This is a genomic window from Mesomycoplasma lagogenitalium, assembly GCF_029854295.1.
Taxonomy (GTDB): domain Bacteria; phylum Bacillota_I; class Bacilli_A; order Mycoplasmatales; family Metamycoplasmataceae; genus Mesomycoplasma_A; species Mesomycoplasma_A lagogenitalium.
In genome coordinates this window covers 944728-964014 of the sequence record NZ_CP122979.1, presented here as the reverse complement: position 1 = coordinate 964014, position 19287 = coordinate 944728, and the positions used below count along the sequence as shown (strand labels likewise).

The 19287-nt window shown below is 25.0% G+C and carries 16 protein-coding genes; 13 read left to right on the top strand and 3 right to left on the bottom strand.

Annotated features, from left to right (window positions below):
- The first annotated feature begins 5 nt into the window (after positions 1–5).
- From leuS to QEG99_RS04230, 8 genes are all read left to right on the top strand, one after another.
- Positions 6–2402 (top strand): leucine--tRNA ligase, encoded by a 2397-nt coding sequence (leuS, locus tag QEG99_RS04265; protein WP_280101950.1) that lies wholly within the window; start codon positions 6–8, stop codon positions 2400–2402.
- A gap of 181 nt (positions 2403–2583) precedes the next feature.
- Positions 2584–4344, top strand: a complete 1761-nt coding sequence (locus QEG99_RS04260) for an ABC transporter ATP-binding protein (protein ID WP_280101949.1) — start codon at positions 2584–2586, stop codon at positions 4342–4344.
- Positions 4328–6283: an ABC transporter ATP-binding protein gene (locus QEG99_RS04255; RefSeq protein WP_280101948.1), complete on the top strand. Its 1956-nt coding sequence runs from the start codon at positions 4328–4330 to the stop codon at positions 6281–6283. The genes QEG99_RS04260 and QEG99_RS04255 overlap by 17 nt, the downstream gene beginning before the upstream one ends.
- 199 nt (positions 6284–6482) lie before the next feature.
- Positions 6483–7562, top strand: coding sequence for a signal recognition particle-docking protein FtsY (gene ftsY, locus QEG99_RS04250; RefSeq protein ID WP_280101947.1), 1080 nt, complete (start codon positions 6483–6485; stop codon positions 7560–7562).
- A gap of 7 nt (positions 7563–7569) precedes the next feature.
- Entirely contained in the window at positions 7570–7683 is a 114-nt protein-coding gene (locus tag QEG99_RS04345) for a hypothetical protein (protein WP_318034611.1), read from the top strand.
- Between the two features lie 109 nt (positions 7684–7792).
- Positions 7793–8317: a hypothetical protein gene (locus QEG99_RS04240; RefSeq protein WP_280101946.1), complete on the top strand. Its 525-nt coding sequence runs from the start codon at positions 7793–7795 to the stop codon at positions 8315–8317.
- 1 nt (position 8318) lies between these two features.
- On the top strand, positions 8319–9245 hold the full coding sequence (locus tag QEG99_RS04235; RefSeq protein WP_280101945.1) for a DUF4231 domain-containing protein: 927 nt from the start codon (positions 8319–8321) through the stop codon (positions 9243–9245).
- A 21-nt stretch (positions 9246–9266) separates the two neighbouring features.
- Complete coding sequence (locus tag QEG99_RS04230; RefSeq protein WP_280101944.1) at positions 9267–9623, top strand: hypothetical protein; 357 nt, start codon at positions 9267–9269, stop codon at positions 9621–9623.
- A gap of 353 nt (positions 9624–9976) precedes the next feature.
- On the opposite strand, the gene QEG99_RS04225 is transcribed toward QEG99_RS04230, so the two are convergent.
- From QEG99_RS04225 to QEG99_RS04215, 3 genes are all read right to left on the bottom strand, one after another.
- Positions 9977–10849 (bottom strand): MSC_0882 family membrane protein, encoded by an 873-nt coding sequence (locus QEG99_RS04225; protein ID WP_280101943.1) that lies wholly within the window; start codon positions 10847–10849, stop codon positions 9977–9979.
- Positions 10850–10851: 2 nt separating this feature from the next.
- Positions 10852–12654, bottom strand: a complete 1803-nt coding sequence (lepA, locus tag QEG99_RS04220; RefSeq protein WP_280101942.1) for a translation elongation factor 4 — start codon at positions 12652–12654, stop codon at positions 10852–10854.
- A gap of 99 nt (positions 12655–12753) precedes the next feature.
- A complete protein-coding gene (locus tag QEG99_RS04215) occupies positions 12754–13125 on the bottom strand; it encodes a hypothetical protein (RefSeq protein WP_280101941.1) in 372 nt (123 codons plus the stop codon).
- A 254-nt stretch (positions 13126–13379) separates the two neighbouring features.
- Here QEG99_RS04215 and ileS point away from each other — a divergent pair, with 254 nt between their 5' ends.
- The 5 genes from ileS (at position 13380) to QEG99_RS04190 (ending at position 19286) form a co-directional block, all read left to right on the top strand.
- Entirely contained in the window at positions 13380–16043 is a 2664-nt protein-coding gene (gene ileS, locus QEG99_RS04210; RefSeq protein ID WP_280101940.1) for an isoleucine--tRNA ligase, read from the top strand.
- Complete coding sequence (locus tag QEG99_RS04205) at positions 16033–16683, top strand: signal peptidase II (protein ID WP_280101939.1); 651 nt, start codon at positions 16033–16035, stop codon at positions 16681–16683. Before ileS ends, QEG99_RS04205 begins: the two co-directional genes overlap by 11 nt.
- A 79-nt stretch (positions 16684–16762) precedes the next feature.
- The gene (locus QEG99_RS04200) at positions 16763–17488 is read left to right on the top strand and encodes a DUF3800 domain-containing protein (RefSeq protein ID WP_280101938.1); all 726 of its coding nucleotides are present in this window, start codon (positions 16763–16765) and stop codon (positions 17486–17488) included.
- 142 nt (positions 17489–17630) lie between these two features.
- Positions 17631–18623 (top strand): heat-inducible transcriptional repressor HrcA, encoded by a 993-nt coding sequence (hrcA, locus tag QEG99_RS04195; RefSeq protein ID WP_280101937.1) that lies wholly within the window; start codon positions 17631–17633, stop codon positions 18621–18623.
- A 12-nt stretch (positions 18624–18635) separates the two neighbouring features.
- On the top strand, positions 18636–19286 hold the full coding sequence (locus QEG99_RS04190; RefSeq protein ID WP_280101936.1) for a nucleotide exchange factor GrpE: 651 nt from the start codon (positions 18636–18638) through the stop codon (positions 19284–19286).
- Position 19287: the final 1 nt, after the last annotated feature.

Genomic DNA, 19287 nt, shown 5'->3' with positions numbered 1-19287 from the left:
AAATTATGTATAATCACAAAAAAATAGAAAAAAAATGACAAGACATTTGAGAAAAAACTAAAGCGTTTAAAACAACCGATAAATCAAAAGAAAAATATTATGTTTTAGATATGTTTCCTTATCCTTCGGCTTCTGGACTTCATGTAGGACATCCTGAAGGTTATACTGCGACCGACATTGTTGCTAGATACAAAAGATTAAAAGGATTTGATGTATTACACCCAATCGGTTGAGATGCTTTCGGTCTTCCTGCAGAACAATATGCAATAAAAACCGGGAATCATCCAGCTCCATTTACTCAAAAAAATATTAAAGAATTTACTAGACAATTAAAAAGTTTAGGTTTTTCTTATGATTGAGACAAAACAATTGATACAACCGATCCTAAATTTTATAAATGAACTCAGTGGATTTTTAAAAAATTATATGAAAATAATTTAGCTGAAATAAAAGAAATTGATGTAAACTGATGTCAAGAATTAGGAACCGTTTTAGCAAATGAAGAAGTTGTAGTTAATGAAAAAGGGGAAAGAGTAAGTGAAAGAGGTAATTTTCCAGTAGTTAGAAAACCGATGAAACAATGAGTTTTAAAAATCACTGAGTATGCTGAAAAATTATTAGAAGGTCTAAAAAATGTTGATTTTCCTGAATCGTTAAAAACTTTACAAGAAAATTGAATTGGAAAATCAACAGGTCATAATGTCGTTTTCAAAATTGAAAATTCCAATGAAACTATAAAAGTGTTTACTACTAGACTAGAAACAATTTTTGGAGTCTCATTCATAGCAATTGCCCCAGAACATGATTTAGTAAAATCATTATTAAGCAATAAAAAAATTAAAGAATTTATTGAATATACAAAAACTTTAAGTGATAGAGATCGAATTTCTAACATCAAAGAACAAAATGGAATTTATACACAAATTAATGCAATCCACCCATTAACTAATGAATTAATTCCGATATGAATAGCTGATTATGTTTTAAATTCTTATGGAACTGGGGCTATAATGGGCGTTCCTGATGGCGATGAAAGAGATAAAAAATTTGCTAGCAAATATTCACTAAAAGTTAAAAATATTTTAATTAAAAAAGATGAATATGAATATTTAATTAATTCACAAGAATTTAGCAATTTAAATATTTTTGATGCAAAAAATCAAATTTTTGAAAAAATGAAAAAGCAAGATCTTGCAAAAGAAAAAATCAGTTATAAAATCAGAGATTGAATTTTTTCAAGACAAAGATATTGAGGAGAACCCTTTCCTGTTTATTTTGATGAAAATGAAAATATTTATTTAGAGGAAAATATTGTTGAATTGCCTTATATGGAAAATATCAAACCATCACAAACTGGCGAATCTCCTTTAGCAAATAATAAGCAGTGATTATATTTTGAAAAAAACGGAAAAACTTATAAAAGAGAAACTAATACAATGCCACAATGAGCAGGAAGTTCATGATACTTTTTAGCTTATATTTTGAAAAATGATGACGGTAGTTATCTTGCTTTAGATAGTAAAGAAGCATATGAAAAATTTAAAAAATGGTTACCTGTAGATCTATATATAGGGGGGCAAGAGCATGCTGTCGGTCATTTGATTTATTCAAGATTTTGACATAAGTTTTTATATGATATAAAAGTTTTACCTAATCAAGAACCATTTCAAAAAGTAGTTAATCAAGGAATGATTTTAGGACCGGATGGACAAAAAATGTCTAAAAGTAGAGGTAATGTTATTAATCCCGATGAAATTGTTGAAGAACTTGGTGCTGATACATTAAGAGTTTATGAAATGTTTATGGGTCCACTAGTTGATACAAAAGAGTGAAGTGTTGAAACAATCAAGGGAATTAGAAGATGATTAGATCGTGTGCAAACAATTATCTATAAATTTGCAGATAATAAATCATTATTAGATGAAAATCATTTTGATAAAGAATTTCAATCTATATGACAATCGACTATATTAGAAGTATCTAATGCAATTGAAAATTTAAAATTTAATATTGCAATTAGCAAATTAATGATTTTTATTAATGCTTTGTATAAAATTGAAAAAATTCATTCATATAAACCTTTAATTGATTTTTCAATTTTACTTTCACCTTTTGCTCCTCACTTAGCAGAAGAATTTTTAGAAAAACTAAATCAAAAGCAATTATTATTTCAAACTTGACCAACTTATGATGAAAAATTAATTGTTATAAATTCAGTTAAAATACCTGTTCAAATTAATGGTAAAGTAAGAGCGATTTTAGAAAAAAATGAAGAAGATGATGAAAATTCGCTTTTTGAAAAAGCATTAAATAATCAAAATGTTAAAAAACATATAGAAAGCAAAAAAATAAATAAAAAAATTTACATTAAAGATAAAATAATTATTTTTAATACAAATTAAAAAACATTAATTTTAAAAAATGGGCAAAAAACAATTTATTGATTATTTTTGCTTATTTTTTTTAATTTCAAATTTATTTTTGTTAAAATTTATTTTTAAATAAATAATATTTAAATTATTTTTTGAACTAATGTTTATTAATAATAAATTAGTTATATAAAAACAAAAAAAGGAGGTTAATTTGAAAGAACAAGCAGTTTTAAAAAACAAAATTTCTCTTTGAAAAATTACTGAAAGAACCAGATTTTTTATCATTGTTGTTTTATTAACAACGATGTCTGAAATAGTTATGCAACTGTTTATGCCATTTTTTGTAAAAAACTTGATTGACGAAGGGATTGTTAAACAAAACCTTGATGTCGTGGTTAAGTTTGGTAGTTTGTTAATTGGAATGGCCGTTGGTAGTTTGATGCTCGGAGTTTTAGGTGGAGTTTTTATAGCAAAAATATCTGCTATTTTAACTTTTAATATTCGAAAAGAAATTTTCAATAATGTTCAAAAATTTTCATTTGGAAACATTGATAAGTTTTCTACTGGAGCAATTTTAAACAGAATGCTAAATGATGCTAATAATGTTCAAACGGCATTTATAATGATGATAAGAGCATTTGTGAGAGCGATTTTTATGTTAATAGGAGCATTATTCTTCTCCTTTAGTCAAAGTCCACAATTATCAATGATGTTTTTAGTTATTATTCCTATTTTAATTATTACATCAGGAATAATATGATGAAAGGCATTTCCAATTTATGTAAAATTATTAAAAAAATATGATGAATATAATTTTAAATTACAAGAAAATTTATCAGGAATAAGAACAATTAAATCATATACTACAGAAAAACATGAAGCATCAATTTTAGAAAAAATTGTCAATAAAGTGATGAAATCTAATATAAAAAGTTCAACTTTAAGTATTTATGGTCAAGTTGTTACAATGGGTATTATATTCGCTTCTTTATTAAGTGTTGCAATAATTGGGAAACAACAAATTCTTGATGGGAAAATGGAAATCGGTTTATTAGCAGCATTTGTTTCTTATGTATGACAAGTTACAATGTCATTAATGCTTTTAACAATGGTGTTTTCCAATGTTGCCCTTTCTATACCTAGTTGAAAAAGAATTAAAGATATAATTAATGAAGAAAGTAAAATCGATGAAAATATTAATGGAAAAACAGAAATAAAAAACGGAAATATTCGATTTGAAAATGTGTTTATGAAATATCACGAAGAAGAAGGCTATTCACTAGAGGATATTAATATCGATATTAAACACGGTCAGACAATTGGAGTAATTGGACAAATTGGAAGTGGTAAAACCACCTTTGTTTCTCTTATTTCAAGACTTTATGACACTACAAAAGGGCAAGTTTTTGTAGGTGATGAAGATGTTAAAAATTATAATGTTCATTCATTAAGAGATGCTATTGCAGTAGTTTTACAAAAAAATACATTATTTAAAGGTACTATTCGTTCTAACTTAAAATGAGGAAAACAAGATGCGAGCGATCAAGAAATGTATGAAGCATTAGAAAATTCGGGAATTTTAGATTTTGTTAAAGATTTAGAAAAAGGATTAGATAGCGAAGTAGAACAAGGCGGAAACAATTTTTCAGGAGGTCAAAAGCAAAGACTTTCAATTGCTAGAGCATTAATTAAAAAACCAAAAATTTTAATTTTAGATGATTCTACATCTGCTGTTGATGCTAAAACTGAAAAACAAATTAGAAATGCTTTTAATACAAAAATCAATGATTGCACTAAAATTATAATTTCTCAAAGAGTTTCTTCAATTGAACAATCGGATAAAATAGTTGTTTTAAATGAAGGAAAAATTTTAGCAGTTGGAACACATCAAGAGTTATTAAATAACTGCGAATTTTATGCTTGATTAAACGAAACTCAAAAATCAAAAGGAGGTTATGGTGAAATTGAATAATAAACCTTCAGGAAAAAGAATTCGTTTAGCAAAAGGGGAAATGAAAAAAATATCTAAAAGACTTTTTTCAACCCTTTGAAAAGAATATAAATGACAAATAATTTTTGCGATTATTTTTATAATTTTATCAGCTTGTGGAATGTTATTTCAACAATTATTTGTCGGAAAAATCTTAATAGATGGATTTTTTAAAGATTTTAATTTAGAAAACTTTAAAAATGGAAGTTGAACTTTTAATGAAAGTGGTTTTGTTTTAATGATGGCATTTTCAGCATCAATATTTGCAGTAAGTTTAGTATCCCAATTTGCATATAATAAAATTATGGTTAATTTGACTTATAAATTTACTACAAAATTAAGAAATCAAATGTACAATCATTTACAAAGTTTGCCAATTTCTTATTTTGATAAAAATCAAAAAGGAGATATTTTAGCTAAATTTACAAGCGATATTGACACATTAAATATTTTCATTTCTCAAAGTTTACCTCAATTGATTAATGCTATTTTTACTTTAAGTACATCGCTAGTTATAATGTTTGTTTTAAACTGATTTTTAGCAATTTTAACAATTATATTATCAATTATTTTATTTATACCATTAGTTCTTTTAGGAGCTAAATCAGCAAAACATTTTGCTAAGAGACAAAAAGTAAATGGTCATTTATCAGGTTATGCTGAAGAAATGATTTCAGGAATCAGAGTCGTTAAAGTATTTAATTACGAAGAAAAAAGTAAAAATGAATTTGAAAAAATTAATCTTCAATTATCAAAAGTAGAAGAAAAAGCAAATATATTTGCTAATACATTATTTCCAATTGCTATGAATATGGGAAATATTGTTTTTGCATTAATTTCTATAATTGGTGGAGTAATTTTAGTTAGTTCAATTAATAGTTCGGTATTTTTACTAACAATAGGAACACTAGTATCATTCACTCAATTTGCAAGAAGTTTTGCTTATCCAATTTCTACCGTATCACAACAAACTAATACCATTTCTTTAGCTCTTGCTGGAGCATTTAGAATTTTTTCAATTTTAGACACTATTCCAGAGGAAGATAATGGAAAAATTACTAGTGTTAAAATTATGAAAAATTATGAAACTAATGAAATTTCAGAAGTAGATTTAGAAGACGTTTTTGGAGTTTATGCTTGAAAAATTCCTTTAGAAAATGGTAAATTTACATATAAAACTGTTAAAGGTGATATTGAATTTAAAAATGTATCTTTTGGATACACAAATGAAAAAATGATTTTAAAAGATATTAATTTGGAAGCTAAACAAGGACAAAAAATTGCTTTAGTTGGACCTACAGGAGCCGGAAAAACTACTATAACAAATCTTTTAAATCGTTTTTATGATATTCAAAAGGGTGAAATTTTATACGATGGAATTAATATTAAGGAAATTGAAAAAGCATCACTAAGAAGACTTTTATCGGTTGTTTTACAAGAAACATCTTTATTTACCGACACTATTAAAAATAATATTGCTTATGGACAAAATGAAGCAAATGATTATATAATGGAAGATGTTTCGATAATGACCAACTTAACCCACTTTATACAAAATCAAAGTCATTCGTATGATACCTTATTAAAAGATTCGGGAAATGAATTATCACAAGGGCAAAAACAATTATTTTCAATTGCAAGAGCAAGCTATACAGGGGCACCTGTTTTAATTTTAGATGAAGCAACAAGTAGTATTGATACAAAAACGGAAGTGACTGTTCAAAATGCAATGGACAAATTAATGATTGGTAAAACATCGTTTGTTATCGCTCACAGACTAAGTACTATTCAAAATTCTGATGTTATTTTAGTGATGAAAGACGGACAAATAGTTGAACGAGGAAATCATGATGAATTAATTGCTAAACAAGGTGATTATTACACTCTATGAAATAACGCTTTAGCGAAAGCGAACGATTAAAAATAATAAATTAAAGATGAAATGGCTCACCTTTTTTATTTAAATAGGAAAATTAAATATATATTAATAATAAATCAATTTTGATTTTTATAATATTATTTTTTATCCTTATGATTTTATATAAAACTTAAGAGAAAACCACAACTATTCAGTGGTTTTTATTTTTTTATTTTAGTAAAAATATTATAATTTATATGATATGAAATTTTTTGAAAAACTAAAAACAAGGCTATTTGGTTCTAAAGAGGAAAAAGAAGAACTTAAAAAGATAGAATTACAGAAAAAAACGGAAAAACTAGAGAAAAAAATTGAAAAAGATCTTCAAAAAAGATTGATAAAGGAAGATAAGTTAGACAAGTATGTAGAAGGACTTAAAAAGTCTAACGTTTCGTTAACACAAAAGATTATTAATTTGCAAAATTCTCATAAAAAAATTGACGAAGAACTTTTTGAAGAATTAGAAGAAATTTTAATTATGTCAGATATTTCTTTTTCATTAGTAGAAATCATTTTGTATGAAATTAAAAAAGAAGTTAAAAATGAAAATATTAATGATCCTAAATTAATTGGCGAAATTATTGCAGATAAAATCTATACTATTTATGCTAACAATTCAATAATTAATACTCAATTAAATGTTGAAGATAATAGATTAAATGTTATTTTAATGGTTGGTGTTAATGGTTCTGGAAAAACTACCTCTATTTCAAAAATAGCTAAAAAATATTGTGATTTAGGCAAAAAAGTTTTAATAGCAGCTGGAGATACATTTAGAGCAGCGGCAGTAGAACAATTAAAAGTTTGAGCAGAAAGAGCTGGAGCTGATATTGTTGTGCCAAATGAAAACGAATATGATCCAGGCTCAATAGTTTATCGTTCTTTAGATAAAGCTATTGAAGAAAACTATGATTTATTAATAATAGATACGGCAGGTAGATTACAAAATAAAGTAAATTTAATGAATGAACTAGCAAAAATTAACAACATTATTCACAAAAGAATCCCTGAAGCACCGCACGATTCGTTGTTAGTGATCGATGCAACAACAGGACAAAATGGAATATCACAAGCAAAACATTTTAAGGAAGTTACACCGATTTCTGGAATTGTTTTAACAAAAATGGATGGAACAAGTAAAGGAGGAATTATTCTTTCAATTAAAGAACAACTAGATTTAAATGTTAAATTAATAGGACTTGGAGAAAAGATGGAAGATTTACAAGAATTTGATCTTGATGCTTTTATTTATGCTCTGACAAAAGGTTTAATTGAAGTTTAAAACATATATGAATAATATAGATGAAAGAGAATTATTGATTGAATTATTTGAAAAATATTCTGGTTTACTTACACAAACTCAAAAACAAGCATTTAAACTTTTTTATTTTGAAGATTTATAATTATCAGAAATTGCCAAAATTTGTGTAACAACCAGAAGTGCTGCTTTTGATGCAATTAAAAAGGCTAAAAATAAATTGATTAAAATAGATAGTGAACTAAAAAAGTAAAATGGCAGCATTTAAACCAAACAAAGAAATTGTTTTTTATTTAGAAAATAAAATAAAAAAATTTAAAAAAATTTCTAAAGTTTATTTTTGATCAAATATCATTTTATCTATTTCAATAATTTTAGCAAACATTCTTTCAATAATTTTAGCAATTTTATATTTAGACAATGCAGCTAATATCATAATTGCTGATAGTGATTTAGGAGTTAATATACATTCAAAATCTCAATGAATCGAGATTTTGAAGATGCTTTCATTTACTTCGCTTTTTGTAGTATTTTTAATTGCAATATTCTTTTTAAGTGTATTTTTAACTTTTTTTAATTCTTCTTTTGAGTATAAAAAATATAAAAAAATTCAGAGGCAATTAGCTTTTTATATTACAAAATATCATTCCAAAAATTCTAAATATACATTAGAGCAATTTAAAGAAGATTTACAAAAAGTGGAACCGATATTTTTAAACTGACATAAACGTAGTTCTAAAAAAGAACTGAAAAAAATTTTATTTAAGAGAGTTAAATAATATGGAAAATTTAAAGTATGCAAGATTAATTTATAGAAATATTTTTATAAAATCAGTAGTTTTAAAAACTCTGTTTTTTTCTCTAACTTTTGCAACTTTTGCTTTTATTTTTATTAGTTCAATTTTCACTGCCTTTTATTTAGCTGGACATACAATAAGATTTAGAGTTGTTTTACCTAAATTTTCCGCATCGGATAATTTCAGAGATGTTTATGTATTAATATCAGGTTGATTTTCTGCTGCTGTTACTTTTTGTACATCAATTATTTCTTTTTTCACAATGAATGATAAATATAAACAAAATAAAAAATATTTAATTACTTTAAGATTAGAATTTGCCTTATATAAAGCTAAAATCGGGATTTATAAAAAAGCTAGACAACGAGAAACTGTTTTTTTAGAAAGAACAATGATCATTGCTAATTGAAATGCAATTCAAAAAGAAGCTAACAATAAACCTGTTATTTTAAGTTCGAAAAGTAAATCAATGTATTATCTTCAAGATTTAGACGAATATACCGAAAAACAAACATTACAATATGCTAAAGACATTCAAAAACTTTATCAAAGAAAGTTATTTGTATCTTATACAATTTTTGCTATTTTAAATATAATTTTAATAATAATGTCATCATTAATGGTTGTTATCAACTTATATTCTTTAAGATTTAATCAATTTCCTGATATACCAGGAACAGAGGGAACTATTTACTATTTGATTATAGTAACTTCCATTTCTGCTTTTGTGACTTTTTTAACTTCAATATCTTCATTTTTTTCTTTCTCGGAACGAAGAGCAAAATTAAATTCTGACATTCAGGAATTGGAAAACAAGTTAAATGAGTTTAAAACAGTTCCAATTGAAGATCTTAATGGTTGAATTGAATCCATTGCCAATTATGATGAAGATTTATCAACAGAAATGTAAAAAATATATTATAATAATTTTATGTGATTATTAATTGTACAAATAGTAATATTTTTTTTATGAAATACTGGTTCATCAGCGATTTTATTTTTAAGAATAAAAACCCCTTATAAAATTTTTAAAAAGACCCATGTTTGAGGAAAAATGGAAAGAATTAACCTTTTTCCTTATAATACATATGTATTTGCAACATTAGGTTATATGATGAATGTTATTTATAGTTTATTTCATTATGGTTATTTTTCGCAACCAATAAATATTACTATTACATTTTTCGCTTCATTAATTTATATTATTTCTGTTGTTTTTTACACTTTAGGAATTTATGTGTCTTATAAAATAAGACAAAACCCATTATGACTATATAAAGAAAAATAAAAACTTGTTAACAACCAAGTTTTTATTTTTTTATAAATCATTTATTTTTATTTTGATATTCTTTAGCAACATTCACTCAAAATCTTTTTCTTTTTTAACAACCTTTTTTTAGTTGTGAAATAAAAAAGAACAAATAAACGAATTATCATTATTTGCAAAGTTTTATTTAAATCGTTATCAACAATTACTTTTGTTGCTACAACTCTTCGTTTTTAAAAATTTATAACTTAAAATCAAATCTCCAGTGTCTTTATTTAATTTTTCCATACTAATTAATATCCGTTATTTTAATTATATAAGTTAAAATTTTTAAATAAAAAAGCACATTTAGCGCTTTTTTATTTATTGTTTATTTATTTTCTTTTTCCAAAAATTGTTCTTTTTAATATTAATAAAATAATAGCGGGAATTACTAACAGAATTGCTATCGATAAAAAGAAGAGACGCATATAAATACGATTCATTCTGATTTTTAATTGATCTACTTCAGTATCTTTGATAACTTGAAAACCAAAATATTCTTGGATATCCGATAATCTTTTTTTTCTAGCAATAGATAAAACTATCAAAATAACAATCGATAAAACTACAATTATTGTTAAAACAATTGAAAGATAAGTAGGACTTGGTGTTATTTTATTAATAAATGCTTCAAAATTCAAGATTACATCATTGAAATTTTTATCTTGGAAATATCAGAAAAACAAAGCTGCTAATCCCACGTAGAAAACACAAAAAATTGTCATTCAATTATGATGAATTTGTTGTTTTACTAATTTTTTATATAAATTAGCAATCGAAGCAGGAACACTCTGTGCATTTCGTTTTAATTCTTCTCTATAATTATTTAATGATTTTTTAATTGAACTGTGCTCAATTCAACGAACTGAAAATTTATATAAAGAAAAAATTAAAACAATTGCAGGTATTATAAATCAACTCCATTTATAATCCTCTTCAATTAATTTTATTTTTTTGAGTGAATTTGTAGCAATTAAAGTAATTGCAATTGCAGACAATAATGAAATAATAAAATAGAATAGAACTTGAATTAAAATTATTCTTTTTTCTAATGCAAATACTTTATAAGGGCCATTGGGAACAATTCCATAAGGATCTTTTAATTTACTTTTATAAGAACTTTTTTCAGAATAATTAGTTGTGTTTTCTATTTTATAATTTTCAAAATGAACTGTTTGTGTATTATTTAAAGGTGTTGGTTTCATAATTATTTTTTCCCATTATTATTATCAGTTTTAAGTATAGCTAAAAACGCTTCCTGCGGAACTTCAACAGAACCTATAGCTTTCATCCGTTTCTTTCCTTCTTTTTGTTTTTTTAATAGTTTTTGACGTCTTGTAGGATCGCCACCATATAATTTAGCAGTAACATCTTTTCTATATGCTTTAATAGTTTCTCTAGCAATAACTTTAGAACCAATTACCGCTTGAACTGGAACTTCAAATGATTGTCTAGGAATAACTTCTTTTAATTTTTCTGTTAATTCTCTTCCTTTGTAATAAGAAAAATCTTTATGTACAATCATCGAAAGAGCATCTACCTTATCGCCATTTAGTAAAATATCTAATTTAACTAATGAGGATTCTCTATAACCAATAAGTTCATATTCAAAAGATGCATATCCTTTAGAAATTGATTTTAGTTTATCAAAAAAATCAAAAATAATTTCAACTAAAGGAAGTTCATAAATAACTCTTCTTCTTGAAGTGTCAATAAATTCAATGTCAATATAAATTCCTCTTTTGTTTTGACAAAGTTCCATAACTGCTCCAACATAATTTTCAGGAACTATAATCGAAGCTTTAATATATGGTTCTTCAATGTGGTCGATAAAAGTAGGATCAGGAAAATTAGAAGGATTAGAAATTATTTCAATACTTTTATCAGTTTTAAAAATATGGAATTCTACTGATGGTGCCGTTGCTATTAAATCAATTCCGAATTCCCTTTCTAATCTTTCTTGTAATATTTCCATATGTAACATACCTAAAAAACCTATTCTATATCCAAATCCTAATGCTTTAGAAGATTCGGGCTCAAAAGTAATAGAGGAATCGGATAAGGAAATCTTTTCTAACGATTCTTTAAGTAAATCAAAGTCTTTACTATCAATTGGATAGAATCCTGTATAAACTACTGGTTTAAGTTTTTTATATCCGGGAAGTGCAACATTTGCTGGTTTTTTTGTTAAAGTAATTGTGTCACCTACAGAAATATCTTTGGCATCTCGAATTGAAGCGGCAATTCAACCAACTTCACCCGAAACCAATTCTTCTTTTTTCAATTCATTAGGAGTTCTTACCCCTAACTCAACAACATGAAATTTTTTGCCGCTGGACATTAATGTAAAATTATCACCGACAGCAATTTTCCCTTCGACAATTCGAACTAATAAAACAACTCCTTTATATGGATCGAAATAAGAATCAAAAATTAATGCTCTCAGTTCTTTTTCATCATCAGCATTTTTAGGATAAGGTATTTTTTCAATGATTGCTTCTAAAACTTGTTCAACATTCAATCCTGTTTTAGCAGATATTAACACACTATCATCAGCGGGAATTCCAATAATATTTTCGATTTCTTTTTTTACTCTTTCAGGATCGGCTGAAGGTAAATCAACTTTATTAATAATCGGAATTATTTCTAAATTATTATCAATAGCCAAATAAACATTTGCCAAAGTTTGTGCTTCTATTCCTTGTGTAGCATCTACAAGTAATAGTGCACCTTCAGTTGCAGCTAGAGATCTTGAAACTTCATAAGTAAAATCAACATGTCCTGGAGTATCAATTAAATGAAAAATATAATCTTTGTATTTTAATTGAACTGCATTTAATTTAATGGTAATCCCTCTTTCCTTTTCTAAATCCATAGAATCAAGATGCTGAGTTTTTAATTCTCTTTGAGTAACAGCTCCAGTAATTTCTAAAATCCTATCAGCTAGTGTGGATTTTCCATGATCAATATGGGCAATTATGCAAAAATTCCTAATCTTTTCTTTTTTCATATTATTTTAATTTTACAATAAATTAGTTTTTTTAATATTAAAAAAAGCAACTTATGGTTGCTTTAATGTTAAGATTATAACTTTCAAACTTAAAACTAATTATTGACTATTTGTATTGCCTTGTGCATTTTTTTGTGCTTCTTCTTTGTCTTTTTGAACTTCTTTTGTTGTTTCAACAGCAGGATTCTTAGACTCTTTTCTAATTTGATTTCTATATATTAAATATGAACCAGCAACAGCAAAACTTGTTATGCAAACTGCTAAAAATCCACCTCAAAATCATCTATTTCTTCTTCCTGCTCTTGTCTTTGCCTTTCCAGGATTAAAGATTTTTTCTTCTTCTAATTTTTGTTCAGGTTTTGCATTAATATTAATTGTATTTGTCCCAATAAGATTTTTATCAAGCATTTCCACTGTATTGTTTAAATCTTTAACAAGAATTTCTACTGTATTATTTGTTGTTTTATCCATAAATACCTCGTCTAAATAATAAAAATTATATCATTTTATTTATTTTTATTATAATTTTTTTATTTTTTTGTAAAATAATACTTGTAAAATAATCTAAAATAATATAAAAATAATTTTTTAATAAAATGCTTATAAAATCAACGAATATAAAATTAATAATAATTTAGTAAAGTGGACTAAAATTTCTTTTGTTTATATAACATTTATTTGCTAAGTTAAGTTTGAATGTTAATTTTATTTTTAAAAGGAAAAATATGGAAAAACAATATAAAAATACATTAAATATGCCATATACAGAATTTGAAATGAAGGCAAATTTAACAGAAAAAGACGAAAAATTTAGAAAGTATTGAGAAGAAAAACAAATTTATCAAAAATTAGTAAATAAAAACAAAGGTAAAAAACAGTATGTTTTACATGATGGACCTCCATATGCTAATGGAGATCTTCATTTAGGGCATGCTTTAAATAAAACTATTAAAGATATTATTGTTAGATATAAAATGATGAAAGGTTTTTATTCTCCTTTTATTAATGGATGAGATACTCATGGATTACCAATTGAACTCAAAATGCTTCAAAAACTCAATAAAAATCACAAAGATTTTTCAGTTTTAGAATTAAGAAAAGAAGCAGAAAAATATGCTTGAGAGCAAATTGAAATTCAAAAAGAGCAAATGAAAAAATTACAACTTTTAAGTGATTTTAAGGAAATTTATGTTACTTTAAGACCTAAATTCGAAGCGAAACAATTAACTTTATTAAAGAAAATGGCATTAGAAGGATTATTAAGAAAAGGCTTAAAACCAGTTTATTGATCCCCTTCTAGTCAAACAGCATTAGCAGAAGCGGAAGTTGAATATGCAGAGCACAGATCGCCATCAGTTTATGTTTCTTTAAAAATAACAAAAGGAAATTCATTTGTAAACAAAGGAGAAAATTTAGTAATTTGAACAACAACGCCTTGAACATTAATTGCCAATTCAGGAGTTGCTGTTGGTGAAAATTTCAATTATTCAAGAATTTCAGTTAATGAAAACATTTATATTTTAGCAACTGAATTAATAGAAAAACTGGCAGCAGAATTTAAATGATCTGATTATAAAATTCTTTCAACTTTTAAAGGTAAAGATTTATTGAATGTAGAATATAGAAGACCTATAAAAAGAGAAAAAGTTGGAAAAGTAGTTTTAGGACATCATGTTGAAATAGGCAGTGGAACCGGAATGGTTCATATGGCTCCTTTATTTGGTGAAGATGATTTTATCATTGCCAAAGAATACGATCTAGAATTTATTATGCATGTTGAAAAAGATGGTGTTTTAAACAGCGAAGCCGGAGTATATGAAGGAATGTTTTATGAAGATGCAAATAAATCCATTGGTTTATTTTTAGATGAACAAAAAGAGTTGTTAAAATTACAATTTATTAAGCACTCATATCCACACGATTGAAGAACTAAAAAACCTATAATTTATCGGGGAACACCACAATGATTCGTTTCCATTGATAAATTTAAGCCAGAAATTTTAAATGCAATTGAAAAGATTAAAGTCCATCATGATTGAGCTAAAAAACGTTTAACTAAAATGATCGAAAATAGAAATGAATGAACAATTTCTCGTCAAAGATCTTGAGGAGTTCCAATTACAATTTTTTATGATGAAAATAATGAACCAGTTATTAATGAAGAAGTATTTGATTATGTAATTGATTTAGTTGAAAAACACGGAAGTAACATTTGATATGAAAAGGAAACAGATGAATTACTGCCAGAAAAATACAGAAATAAAAATTGAACTAGAGAAATGGATATAATGGATGTTTGATTTGATTCAGGTTCAACTTCAATTGCTGTAGAAATTGAAGGAACAACTAAACCATTTGAATTATATTTTGAAGGATCTGATCAATATCGTGGTTGATTTAACTCTTCATTAATAAATTCTGTTGTATTTAGAAAAGAAGCTCCATACAAAGAACTTTTATCACATGGATTTATTGTTGATTCTAAAGGGCAAAAAATGTCTAAATCGTTAGGAAATGGAGTTGCTCCGCTTGATTTAATTTCAAAATATGGAGCCGATGTTCTTAGACTATGAATAGCAAATAGTGAATATTCAGATGATGTTTCATATTCAACTAAAATTTTTGAACAAAATATCGAAATATATAGAAAAATAAGAAATACATTAAAATTTTTACTAGGTAATATTAATGATTTTGATTATAAGCAAGATGTAAAATTAACTGATATTCATGCCTTAATAGATGAAAGAATAAGTAATCTAAAGAATTCTATTATTAAAAATTATGATGAGCATAAATTTTTAGCAGTTGTAAAAGAAATTAATAATTTTATTATTGATTTTTCAGGATATTATCTTTCAATAGTAAAAGATGCACTTTATGCCGACGAAAAAGATTCGGTAGAAAGAAAAATGATTCAAAAAAATCTATATAATTTAACATTAGTTCTTTTAATTGCACTTTCTCCAATTATCCCTACCACAACAGAAGAAGCATATTCGTATATTAATAAAAAAGATAAAAAAGAATCTGTGCATTTGGAAGATTTTTTTGAATTTCAAGAAATTAAAACTGATTTAGAAAATGAATGAAAAGAATTTTTTAAATTAAAAGACGAAGTTTATAAATTAATAGAAGAACAAATAAAACTAGGAACATTTAAAAGACAAAATGAGGCTAAGGTATTTATAAATTCCGATAGTGAATTTATTAAAAAATTAGACTTAGTTAAATTATTAATGGTTGGTTCTGTTGAATTTTCTCAAACATTAAAAGTGACATCATTTGATTCGTTTAAATGTCAAAGATGCTGAAATCATTTTGAAAAAGAAAAAATGGTTAATGACATTTGCCAAAGATGTGATAGGGTTTTAAAAAATGAAAGATAAAGCAAATAAAGTATTAAATGACTGAAAAAAATCGATTATTGCTTTTAATAGGAAAAAATTAATTATAAATTCTATACTAACAGTTTCAATTTTATTAATTTTGACATTAATTGATCAACTAAGCAAAAATTTAATTTTTGAACATAAATATTTTACCGCAAAGCCTAATTGAAATGAAAATAACACAATTATCGATTATGGATTTATCGGTTTTAGACCGCTTATGCACTATGGTGTGACTTCTGGACTTGAAAGATTATTTGGTGGTTTTTGATTCATTCACTTATTCAGTTTAATTATTGTAATTGTTACCCCTTATTGAATGGTATTTAGTAAAAGATATTATTTATTAGTTTTCATCGGATTTTTATGATCTGGAACATTTGGAAATATGATTGATAGATTTATGTATAATAACGGTGTAAAAGATATTTTATTTATACCTTGAAGAGATAATGGAACATTTAATTTTGCTGATATATTTATTATAATCGGAGCAATTGGTGTTTCGCTTTCATTTATATACATAAGTTTAATTGAATCACATTTAGAAAAAAGAAAACAAATTAGGTCAAAAGCAAAGTTGAATGAACAAGAATCATTAAATCAAGTAATCGAGAAAGAAGAACAAGAAAAATAAAATTTAGTAATGAAATTAGCACTTTTTGATTGAAAGTGCTAATTTTTAATTTATAATTATATTTATAAAAGGAGGTAATATGAATCTGTATATTTATTCAGATGAATCTGGTGTATTAGATAATAAGGGAAAGTATTTTGTTTATTCAGGTTTTATTTTTATTGGCGACCAACAATTACAACAAGCATTAATAATGTATGGTTCTATCGAAAAAAGTGTAAAAAAACAACTTTCTATTCCGAAAAATCAAGAACTTAAGGGAATTTCTTTTAATGCACAAAATAAATATAGAATTATTAAAATTTTAAAACGTTTTAAAGATTTTCATAAGTTTTCTATTTACATTGAACAAGATAAAATTAGAAAAAAAGAGATTTTTAAAAATCAAAAAAATCGGAGAAGATTTTTAGATTATTTATATAAATTTATAATTAAATCAGCAATTTTAGATTTAACACAAAAAACTAAATTGAACTTAAAAGAGGTTCAGCAAATATTTATCAATGTTGATAATCAAAGTATTAAAACTTCAGGATGATATGATTTAAAAAGTTCTATTGTCAAGGAATTCACAAAGGGGATGTATAATTATGAATACGATATTCAATGAGATGCTATCTTTCCTAATTTAAATCCGAACAATATTCATTTACAATATTGCAATTCAAAACATCATTTATTGATTAGGCTTTCTGATCTTTTAGCAAATTCAGTAAATTTTTCTTTAAAAAATAATAAAAATATTTTTGAAATTCTAAAAGAAAACTTCATAGTAGTTGACTATACAAAAAAATATCCAAAATAGAATAGTATATTAAATTAAAAAAATAATTTAAAATCCCCTTTAATCAAATTTTAATATTTTTAATTGAAATAAAAAATTTTAAATTTATATTAATTTGCAAAAAACATTTATTAAAAATATTATTTTATATTAAAATAATACTATGGAACATAAAAAAAGCGACAAAAAATTTGATTATTTAGAAAAAATTATTAAAAGTTATATTGAAACAGGTGAACCAATTGGTTCAGAAACTCTTAAAGAAAAATATAATTTAAATGTTTCATCTTCAACAATTAGAAGTATAATGGCTCAATTGGAAAAAGATGGATATTTAGAAAAATCGCATATATCAAGCGGAAGAATTCCATCTTTAAAGGCTTATAGATACTATGCAAAAAATGTTGAATCATCAGAAAATCAGAATCTTGAAGAAAGACTAAATGATATTTTTGCAAAAAGAAGATTATCAATTGACAAAACAATTGATGAAGCAGCAAAAATTATAACTGAAATTTCAGGAATAACTTTAGTCACTTCAACTAGTTCCATAAAAGAAAAACTACGTTCTATTAATTTAACTATACTAGATGAAAATTCTAGTGTAATTATTTTAGTTACTTCATCAGGAAGAGTAGAAAATAAAACAATTTTCTTTAGCGACGAAGTCGAGAAAGAAGACATAAAAATAGCAGTTAGAGTATTTAAAGAAAGACTAATTGATGTTGCTTTAAATGAAATCCAAGAAACAGTAAAATTAATTGCCCCAATATTGGCGAAAGAAATAAAAAATCTTGATAATGTTTTAAAAACATTTATGCAAAATGTTTTTAATTTTAAAAATGAAATCGAAAATAAAATATTTAATAAAAATAGTTTAATTTTATCAAAAGAGATATCTCGTGAAAAATTAACTGAAATATTAGAGTTAATTGAAAAAAAATCAATTTGAGAAACAATTGAAGATAAAATTGAGGAAGATGAAAATTTAAAAATTAAAATCGATTCAAAAGAGGCTGCCTTTATTTCTAAAAAGATTGAAAATAAAGAGATCAGCAAAGAAATAACCGTTGTAGGACCGACAAAAAGAATGGATTATTCCTTTGTTTTAAATGCTTTAAATTTATTAGAAGAATTTTTAAAGAAAGAAAAATAGAAAGGATTTATAATGGAAAAAGAAAAAGAAAATTCAATAGAAAATCCAAAGAAAAATCAAACGAAAAAAAGTTATAATAGTAAAACACAAAATAAATTTTCAAAAAGAAAAGAATCTAAAAAAGAAGAAAAAAGTTTAAGTGAAAAATATAAAATTAAAATTTCATTATTAGAGTTAGAAAACGAAAAATTAAAATTACAATTAGAAAAAAATAACGAAGAATTAAAAAATAAGGCAATAGAAATTCAGCAAAAAGCAAAAGAAGAAATTCAAAAACATAAAGATGAAAATTTTTCAAAAGTCGAATTAGAATTAACAAACATTAAAAAATACGGAATTCAAAAATTCTTTGAAAGTTTTTTAATCCCTTTAAGAAACTTTGAATTAGCAATTTCTGCTGGAGAAAAACAAAACAATCCTGCAATTTTAAATTATGTAAAAGGTTTTTCAATGTTATTTAAACAAATTGAGCAAGTTTTTGCCGACTTTGGAATTAGTAAAATCGAACCATATGTTGGTCAAGAATTTGATGCCGAATTACATGATGTTTTTGAAACTATAGAAGATGAACAATTAAAAGATAAGATAATATCAGTTAAAAGCAATGGTTATAAATTATATGATAGAGTAATTAAACCGGCTGTAGTTGTAGTTGGTAAATAAA